The sequence below is a fragment of the Micromonospora sp. NPDC007271 genome, assembly GCF_040634005.1.
Taxonomy (GTDB): domain Bacteria; phylum Actinomycetota; class Actinomycetes; order Mycobacteriales; family Micromonosporaceae; genus Micromonospora.
Window position 1 is genome coordinate 68,086 of the sequence record NZ_JBEYER010000025.1, and the last position, 8,083, is coordinate 76,168.

The 8,083-nt window shown below is 72.4% G+C and carries 10 protein-coding genes; 6 read left to right on the top strand and 4 right to left on the bottom strand.

What is annotated here, in order from left to right; genetic code table 11:
* Window positions 1-234 precede the first annotated feature (234 nt).
* The 4 genes from ABZ570_RS12025 (at window position 235) to ABZ570_RS12040 (ending at window position 3,122) form a co-directional block, all read left to right on the top strand.
* Window positions 235-747, top strand: coding sequence for a SigE family RNA polymerase sigma factor (locus ABZ570_RS12025; protein WP_358060907.1), 513 nt, complete (start codon window positions 235-237; stop codon window positions 745-747).
* Window positions 744-1,502 (top strand): signal peptidase I, encoded by a 759-nt coding sequence (gene lepB, locus ABZ570_RS12030; RefSeq protein ID WP_358060910.1) that lies wholly within the window; start codon window positions 744-746, stop codon window positions 1,500-1,502. Before ABZ570_RS12025 ends, lepB begins: the two co-directional genes overlap by 4 nt.
* 428 nt (window positions 1,503-1,930) lie before the next feature.
* Window positions 1,931-2,536: an NAD(P)H:quinone oxidoreductase gene (gene wrbA / locus ABZ570_RS12035; protein WP_358060913.1), complete on the top strand. Its 606-nt coding sequence runs from the start codon at window positions 1,931-1,933 to the stop codon at window positions 2,534-2,536.
* Window positions 2,537-2,606: 70 nt separating this feature from the next.
* Window positions 2,607-3,122, top strand: coding sequence for an SRPBCC family protein (locus ABZ570_RS12040; protein ID WP_358060916.1), 516 nt, complete (start codon window positions 2,607-2,609; stop codon window positions 3,120-3,122).
* A 107-nt stretch (window positions 3,123-3,229) separates the two neighbouring features.
* On the opposite strand, the gene ABZ570_RS12045 is transcribed toward ABZ570_RS12040, so the two are convergent.
* On the bottom strand, window positions 3,230-3,937 hold the full coding sequence (locus tag ABZ570_RS12045) for a DUF2786 domain-containing protein (RefSeq protein WP_358060919.1): 708 nt from the start codon (window positions 3,935-3,937) through the stop codon (window positions 3,230-3,232).
* 47 nt (window positions 3,938-3,984) lie between these two features.
* Window positions 3,985-4,374, bottom strand: coding sequence for a hypothetical protein (locus ABZ570_RS12050; protein ID WP_358060922.1), 390 nt, complete (start codon window positions 4,372-4,374; stop codon window positions 3,985-3,987).
* A 165-nt stretch (window positions 4,375-4,539) separates the two neighbouring features.
* Between ABZ570_RS12050 and ABZ570_RS12055 the strand changes: the two genes are divergently transcribed.
* Window positions 4,540-5,886, top strand: coding sequence for an ABC transporter substrate-binding protein (locus ABZ570_RS12055; RefSeq protein ID WP_358060925.1), 1,347 nt, complete (start codon window positions 4,540-4,542; stop codon window positions 5,884-5,886).
* A gap of 55 nt (window positions 5,887-5,941) precedes the next feature.
* Here the strand turns inward: ABZ570_RS12055 and ABZ570_RS12060 are convergent, their stop codons facing one another.
* Window positions 5,942-6,709 (bottom strand): enoyl-CoA hydratase/isomerase family protein, encoded by a 768-nt coding sequence (locus ABZ570_RS12060; protein ID WP_358060928.1) that lies wholly within the window; start codon window positions 6,707-6,709, stop codon window positions 5,942-5,944.
* Entirely contained in the window at window positions 6,685-7,542 is an 858-nt protein-coding gene (locus ABZ570_RS12065) for a 3-hydroxyacyl-CoA dehydrogenase family protein (protein ID WP_358060931.1), read from the bottom strand. Before ABZ570_RS12065 ends, ABZ570_RS12060 begins: the two co-directional genes overlap by 25 nt.
* Window positions 7,543-7,706: 164 nt before the next feature.
* Between ABZ570_RS12065 and ABZ570_RS12070 the strand changes: the two genes are divergently transcribed.
* Window positions 7,707-7,994, top strand: coding sequence for a hypothetical protein (locus ABZ570_RS12070; RefSeq protein ID WP_358060934.1), 288 nt, complete (start codon window positions 7,707-7,709; stop codon window positions 7,992-7,994).
* The last annotated feature ends 89 nt before the right edge of the window (window positions 7,995-8,083 follow it).

Below are 8,083 nucleotides of genomic sequence, written 5' to 3' on the forward strand. Positions count from 1 at the left end.
CGCTGCTGCTTTTCCTTCGGAATCCGGCTGTCCGGTCTGACCCCTGGTTGACCCCGGAATCCCGCTGGTGGCCGCCCGATGTCGCACGGGGATCGCACGGCCCAGACTTGCCGAGGTGCGTGAAGCGGCGCGGGGCCGTCTCGTGGGCGCGGGTTGCGCCCACGGGAGTGGTGCGTGTCGGGAGCTGGGCCAAGGCATGCAACGCCTGTGGAAGCGATTTCGTTCTGATGGGGTGTGACCCCCTCAGAAGAGCAGGACTTCACGGAGTTCGTGCGGGCCCACGGCGACCGGCTGCTGCGGTTTGCGCGGTTGCTCGTGCCGGACGCCGCCGAGGCCGAGGACGTTCTGCAGACCGCCCTACTGCGGCTGACCAAACACTGGTCGAGACAGCTGGAATCTCCGGAGGCGTACGTCCGAGCCGCGCTGGTCAATCTCGCGAAGGACCGGGGTCGGCGCAGCCATCTCGTCCCCGTCCCCACGGAGGCTGCGGACCGGTCGACTGCCGGGTCCGATCACGCTGAGGCGATCGCGGCCCGCGCGCATCTCGACCAGATCCTTGCCGCGCTCCCGCCGCGACAGCGCGTCACGGTCGTGCTGCGCGTTATCGATGGGCTGAGCGAAGCCGAGACGGCCGCCGTCATGCGGTGCTCGCCTGGAACTGTCAAGAGCAACCTCGCGCGTGGGCTGGACAAGGTCCGCGCTGCCCTGGAACCTACCCTCACCTCCGCAGAGGAGACGGCGCGATGAACAAGACTCTGCCCTCGCTCGACGACGCGGCCGAGGAACTGCGCATGCTCGCGGCGGCAGCCGCGCCGACGGTGCACGCCCGCCCCGACCTGGCCCGGGTGGTCCTCGATCGGGCCCGCCGCAAGCGGCGCGGACGGCAACTGCGTAAGGCCGGGGCCGGCGTTGGCGGCGGCGTCCTGGTCCTGACCACCCTGGCGGCGGCTACCGTGCTCGGCCGGGCCGACCACTTCACCGTCACCCAACCGAGTACCGCGATGGAATCCACGGTGCATGTGGGTGAACGCGTTGTCTTCAGCAAGAAGTTGTCACCCGCCCGTGGGGATGTCATCCTCGTGCACCTCACCTGGGACGGTCGCGACTTCGACTCCATGCTGCGGGTTGTCGCCCTCCCCGGGGACACCATCGGCTGCCCTGCCGGCCCGACCGGCCGATGCGAGGCAGTCGTCGTCAACGGGACACCTATGGCTGAGCACTACCTCGGCGCTACCGTCACCGACCCCTTCCCTACCAGCACGGTCCCGGCCCACATGGTCTTCCTCCTCGGCGACAATCGCCCTGCGGCGAATGACTCTCGTGTCATCGGTCCGATCGGACTCGCCGACATGACCGGGGTCGCGGTGCAGATCAAGGACCGTGATGGGCAGGCCCGAGCCGTTCCAGGGGCCCCGGCTCACGGCGGACCCGGCGACCGCGACAACGTCGATCCGCCCGGTCCGGTTCCACCGGCAGGGGTGACCGACGCCGTGCCGCGATAGGCCATCCCCTGATTGACGCGCGGCGCGGTCAGATCCGCCACCAGCATCTCGTCGATCACCGACTTCACCGGATCCAGCTTCGGTGCCTGGGCAACCCGAGGCTTCCGCGGCGCGGGCACCGCCGAGGCCAGGGGCTGACGCACCGTCCGCCGGTGCACCCCATGCCGCTCCGCCAACGCCCGAATCGACAGGTCCTCACGACGGGCGTCACGGCGGATCGCCTCGAACAACTCCACCTTCGGCCTCAACTGGCCCCCTGCCCGCGAGGACGATCCACACCGGGACCGACTTGCGTACGCCGGGAACACCGTTGGGGTGGAAATCCCGCAGGTAGGCGTTTTAGTCCAGATTGCCCGGGTAACGTGAGCCGAGGTTCATGATCACGAGTCCCGTGGATCCTCCTCGGGTGGGACGAAGGGATGCCCTCGATGGCACAGGTGAAGCTCTCCGTCATCTACTACTCGTCCACCGGCACCATCCACGCGATGGCCGAGCGGGTGGTGGCGGCGGCGCAGCAGGCGGGAGCCGATGTCCGCCTGCGCCAGGTCCCGGAGCTCGCGCCCCCGGAGGCCATCGCGTCGAACGCGGCGTGGAGCCAGCACTTCGACCGCACCAAGAACGAGCCCAAGGCGACCGCGGACGACATCGTCTGGGCCGATGCCGTGCTGTTCGGCTCCCCGACCCGCTACGGCAACATCGCCAGCCAGCTCAAGCAGTTCCTGGACACCCTCGGCCCGCAGTGGGCGCAGGGCCTGCTGGCCGACAAGGTGTACGCGGGCTTCACCGCCTCCCAGACGGCCCATGGCGGCCAGGAGACGACCCTGATGGCGCTCTACAACACCGTCTACCACTTCGGCGGCATCATCGTGCCGCCCGGCTACACCGATCCGTTGAAGTTCGTGGACGGGAACCCGTACGGCGTCTCCCACGTCACCGGGGGCAACAACACGGACCCCTTGACCGAGGCCCAGTACGCCGCTCTCGATCACCTGGCCCAGCGGGTCGTCAAGCTTGCCGGGAAGCTCACCGCCTGACGGGCACCATTGTCGGGAAGCCGGCCCTCGTCACGCTGCATAGTGGAGCATCAGCCGGTAGGGTCCGCTCATGGGACAGGAGATGGCCGATCCGGATGAGGTCCGGCAGGAATTCGACCGCTTCTCCCTCCGTAGCCACCTGCTCGCGCCCGCCTCCGCCGAGCGTGCGTTCCGGGTCTTCACCGGGTCGCTGACCGACTGGTGGGTACCGGAATACACCTGGTCCGGGCCGGCCGCGCTGGCCGAGCTGGGGGTCGAGCCCCGGGCCGGCGGCATGCTCTACGAGATCGGCCCGTACGGCTTCCGGAACGACTGGGGCCGGGTGCTGACCTGGGACCCGCCGCGCCGGCTGGTTTTCAGCTGGCAGATCGGGCCGGACCGGGTGCCGGTGCCGGACCCGGCGCGGGCCAGCGAGGTGGAGGTGCTCTTCCTGCCGAAGGGGCCGGAGCGGACCCAGGTCCAGGTCGAGCATCGCCACTTCGACCGGCACGGCGCAGCCGCCGAGGGCTATCGCCAGGCGCTCACCGCCGGCTGGCACGAACTGCTCTCCCGCTATCTCGCCACGGTCGCCGGCAGCGGGTGCTGAGCAGCCGCGGCGTACCCGGTGTCTGCCGTCGCGGCCGCAGCGCGACCTGACCGGCCGCACCGCGACCGCGTCCGCCACCGCCCACCGCGGGCGGACGGTATGAAGAGTCACCGCCCGATGCCCCGCGCCGCCGCGCCACGGCCGGTCACGCCGGTGCCGCCCAGGTGGGCCCGGCGGCCCGCCTCCGCCCCGAAACCGAAGCCGGTGCCGGCGAGCCGGCGCGGCGGCGCGGTCCGCAGCCGCGGGTAGACCTCGGCGAGCCGGCGCTGGACCCGGTCGGAGCGGTCGGCCAGCACCAGGGCCGTCGAGGGCGCGGCGGAGCCGGCCACCGCGCCGGCCTCGGCCGCGCGCAGCCGGTCCGCCACCGTGTGGGCGAAGCCGGCCAGCCAGGTACGCCGGAACGCGGCCGGATGCTCCCCGGCCGGTACGGAGGCGCCGGCCAGCCCGTGCGCGGCCTGCACGAGCAGCGAAGTGAAGAGCAGCTCGACCCGTTCCAGGTCGCTGGCGAACCCGAACAGGTGCATCGCGAAGCCGGTGCCCTGTCGACGGCGTACGCAGCGGCAGCGCAGCGGGTCGGCGACCGCCGCGAGCAGGCCGGCCTTGTCCCGGGCGTACGGCGCGACCACCTCCACCACCCGGTCGCCGACCGGGTCGGTGGCCGGTTCCCGGGCGGCCAGCAGCGCCCGGTCGACGCCGTAACGGGCGATCAGCTCGGTCGCCTTGGCCATGAAGGCCGCCGACTCGGCCGGCGTGCAGGCCGGGTCCTCGGCCTGGGCGAGCAGCTTGCGGACCTTGCTCAGCATCGCCTCGGACATGCACCAGAGCTATCACAGCGCGGGTCCGTCGGGCCCGCGCCGGGCGGTCAGTGTGCCCGGCTGCGCAGCGTCGCCACCGTCGACCCGGCGAGGGTGAGCAGGCAGTCCGGCAGCTGCCCGTCGGCCACCGCGGCCCCGAAGAGGGCCTCTCCGGTGTCGGCGTCGTGGTTGGCGTACGCGCTGACGAAGCGGGCCACCCAGCGGGTGTCGTAGTCGGCCTGGTCGATGCCGGGGAAGTCCAGGGCACAGCCACCGGCCGGGGCGTCGTCGCCGACCATGGTGCCGGCCAGGCACCAGGCCACCCCGTACGCCCCGGCCAGGCCGGCGCGGTCGACCACGGCGTCGAAGGTGCCCACCACCGCATCCCCGTCGCCGGCCAGGGCCGAGCGGAGCACCGCGGTCGCGTCGTCCAGCGTCTGCTGTGCTTCGTCGGTCACCTGCCGAACAGTAGGACGGAGGGTCAAGCGGTGACCCCGGACAGCCCGCCCGTCACGGTGCGTGATATCCACAGTCAAGCTGCCGACGGACGGCCCTCCACGGTCCCGCGACCCGCGCCGGCACGCTAATGTGCGCAGCGGACCTTCGCCGGAGGAAGGACGACCATGCCGAAGTTTCGCGCGTCGCGCGCGGCCATCGCTGCGGCCAGCACGGCGCTCCTGCTCGCCACCAGCGCCTGCGGGAGCGACCAGCCCGAGGAGGCGACCACCGACACCCAGGTGCGCCTCTACGGCACCGACGCCAACATGATGAACTCGTTCGCCGGGGAACTGAAGGACCGCGCCAGCCTGGTCAACGGCATGAAGGGCACGACCCCGATGACGCCGTTGACCGAAAGCTTCAAGGAGCGGCTACACAGCGTAGATCCAAAGGTGTCGGACTACACCTACGTCGCCGAGACGTACGACGCCGTGGTGATCAGCTCCCTGGCCGCCCAACTCGCCGGCACCACCGACCCGGCCGCCATCGCTGCGCAGATCATCGGGGTGACCAGCGGCGGTGAGCGCTGCGATGATCCGGCGACCTGCCTGCGGCTGGCCCGGCAGGGGCAGGACATCGAGTACCGCGGCCTGTCGCTGACCCGGTCCGGGTTCACCGAGGCCGGAGAGCCGTCCACGGCCAGCTACGCCACCCTGCACTTCAACCACGAGAAGCTCGACGACGGCAAGACCGAGTTCGTCGGCGCCGGTGACGAGTCGGCGGCGAGCACCAAGGAGCCGCCCCGGGGCAGGAAGCCGCGCGACGGGAAGAAGGGGGAGGGTGCCCCGCTGGTCATCGGCGGCCTGCTGCCGAAGACCGGTGACCTGGCGCTGGCGTACCCGCCGATGGCGGCCGCGGCGGCGCTCGCGATCAGGGAGATCAACGGGGCCGGCGGGGTGCTCGGCAAGCCGGTCTCCTGGATCGACGGCGACGACGGCACCAACCCGGAGGTCGCCAGGGCCACGGTCGCCTCGCACGTGCGGCAGGGTGTGCAGGTCATTATCGGTGCGGGTGCCTCGGGCGTCAGCCGCGCGGTCCTGCCGGACGTGGTCGCCGCCGGCCGGGTGCTGTTCTCCCCGTCCAACACGGACGCCGGGCTCGCCAAGATGGACGACAAGGGGCTCTACTTCCGCACCGCGCCCTCGGACACCTTGCAGGGCCGGGCGCTGGCCGATGTGATCGTGCGCGACGGGCCACACAAGATCGCCATCGTGGCCCGTAAGGACTCCTACGGCGAGGGCCTCCAGGAGAACGTCCGCGCCGAACTGGAACGGGTCGGCTTCGGCGCCGACCGGATCAAGCTGCTCACGTACGAGCCGCCGCCCGACGCGCAGGCGCCGCCAGTGGACTTCTCCGCTGTTGCCAAGGAGATAAAGGACTACGGGGCGGATGCGGTACTCATCGTCGGTTTCGCCGAGTCGGCGCCCGTGATCACCGCGCTGGCCGACGCCGGAGTGCAGATCCAGAGCTGACCGACCAGGACGGCCGCACCGGGGAACCGGTGCGGCCGTCGTCGTTCCCGGCCCGTCAGCGGGACCGGCGCCGCTCCAGGAACTCGGTCATCCGCCGGTGCTTCTCCTCGTCCTCGAAGAGCACCGCCTGGCTGAGCAGGTCGAGCTGGGGGTGGGCGGCGGGCGGAGCGTCCACGGCCAGCTTGGTCAGCCGCACCGCCAGCGCCGAACCCTTGGCGATCTCGTCGAGCAGGCCGTGCGCGGTGGGCAGCAGCTCCGCCGGCTCCGCCACCACCCGGTTGACCAGCCCGATCCGCAGCGCCTCGTCGGCGTCCACCCGGCGGCCGGTGAAGAGCAGCTCCTTGGCCCGGGCCTCGCCGACCAGCGCCGGCAACCGGTAGGTCGCGCCGGCGCCGGCCAGGATGCCCAGCCGCACCTCGGGCTGGCCGAACGTCGCCCGCGCCGTGCACACCCGGAGGTCACAGGCGTACGCCAGCTCGGCACCGCCGCCCAGCGCCGGGCCGTCCACGGCGGCCACCGTCGGCATCGGCAGTGCCCGGATCCGGGCGAAGGCGGCCTGGTTGATGGCGGCCAGGGCGTCCAGCCGGCCGCGCTCGCGGAGCTGGCCGATGTCCGCCCCGCCGGCGAAGATGCCCTCCGTCCCCCCGGTGAGCAGGAGCAGCCGGGGCCGCGCCTCCAGCTCGGCGCAGACGGCGTGCAGCTCGGCGATCAGGTCGGCGTCGATGGCGTTGCGCTTCTCCGGCCGGTCCAGCGTCACCACCAGCCGGTCCGGCAGCTCCTCGATCCGCAGCCCGCCGCTCACGATCTCCGCCCGCCTTCCCACGTGTAGAAGCCCTGGCCGGACTTCTTGCCCAGCTTCCCGGCGGCCACCATCTCGACGAGCAGCGGCGGCGGCGCGAACCGATCCCCGTACGCCGCCTGGAGGGTGCGGGCGATGTCGAGCCGGACGTCCAACCCGACCAGGTCGGTCAGTTCCAGCGGGCCGACCGGGTGCCGGTAGCCGAGCACCATCGCCTTGTCGATGTCGGCGGGGCTGGCCACCCCGTCGGCGACCATCCGGATCGCCTCCAGCCCGAGGGTCACCCCGAGCCGGGAGGTGGCGAAGCCGGGCATGTCGCGTACGACGACGGGGTCCTTGCCCAGCCGGCCGGCGAGCGCGACGGCCGCCTCGGTGGTCCCCGGCGCGGTGGCCGGGCCGACCACGACCTCCAGCAGCGCCATCGCCCAGACCGGGTTGAAGAAGTGCAGCCCGAGGAAGTCGGCCGGCCGGTCCAGCCCCTCGGCCAGCTCGGCGATCGGGATGCTGGAGGTGTTGCTGCCGAGCAGGGCGGGACGCCGCGCCTCGGCCGCCTGGAGCACCGACCGCTTGAGGTCGAGCCGCTCGGGGACCGCCTCCACGATCACGTCCGGCCCCTCGGCGACCTCGTCGAGCCCGGCCCGCAGGGTGACCCGCTCCCGGTTCGCCGCCGCCTCCTCGGCGGTCAGCTTGCCGCGCTGCACCCCGCGCTCCCACAGCTCGCCGAGGCGCCGCACGGCGGCGTCGCCGCGCGCCGGGTCCACCTCGACCAGCTCGACCGCGTAGCCGGCGCCGGCCGCCACGTACGCGATGCCGAGGCCCATGGTGCCGGCCCCGACGACCACAAAACGACCACTCATGCCGTCCCCTCGCCGCGTGCGGTGGCGCACGGGGTCTCCGCCGCGCCCGGCCGCCCGCTCCGCTCGTTCCTGGATGCGACCCTATGCAGGGCCGGCCCGGGCGGCGTGCGTGGGGGCGCGCCGCACCGGGTAAAGACGACGGCCAAGCAGAGGGAAGGACCGAGATGAGCCAGGCACCGGAGAGCGCGGAGAGCACCGAGACGGTGGAGACCCGCGGCGACGAGCGGGTCGATCTGCTCCGCGCGGACACCAACCAGGACGGGCGGACCGACGTGTGGGTGGCGGACACCGACGGCGACGGGACGGCCGACCTGTTCCAGTTCGACACCGACGGCGACGGCAAGGTGGACATCACCATGATCGACCTCGACGAGGACGGCACCCCGGAGGAGGTGGTCGACGGCGACGGCGGCCTCCCGCCGGAGCAGCACTCCCCGACCGTCCAGGTCTGACCGTGCATGCGCGGCGGGCGGGCCACCGCGTGGCCCTCCTCGCCGTTGACCACCATCCGCTGGTCGAGCAACCCGGCGGAGAGGCGTTG

Excerpts from the sequence above, each read along its gene's own strand:
- lepB (WP_358060910.1), top strand. The coding sequence starts at position 744 with ATGAACAAGACTCTGCCCTCGCTCGACGACGCGGCCGAGGAACTGCGC.
- wrbA (WP_358060913.1), top strand. The coding sequence starts at position 1,931 with ATGGCACAGGTGAAGCTCTCCGTCATCTACTACTCGTCCACCGGCACC.
- ABZ570_RS12040 (WP_358060916.1), top strand. The coding sequence starts at position 2,607 with ATGGGACAGGAGATGGCCGATCCGGATGAGGTCCGGCAGGAATTCGAC.
- ABZ570_RS12045 (WP_358060919.1), bottom strand. The coding sequence starts at position 3,937 with ATGTCCGAGGCGATGCTGAGCAAGGTCCGCAAGCTGCTCGCCCAGGCC.
- ABZ570_RS12055 (WP_358060925.1), top strand. The coding sequence starts at position 4,540 with ATGCCGAAGTTTCGCGCGTCGCGCGCGGCCATCGCTGCGGCCAGCACG.
- ABZ570_RS12065 (WP_358060931.1), bottom strand. The coding sequence starts at position 7,542 with ATGAGTGGTCGTTTTGTGGTCGTCGGGGCCGGCACCATGGGCCTCGGC.
- ABZ570_RS12070 (WP_358060934.1), top strand. The coding sequence starts at position 7,707 with ATGAGCCAGGCACCGGAGAGCGCGGAGAGCACCGAGACGGTGGAGACC.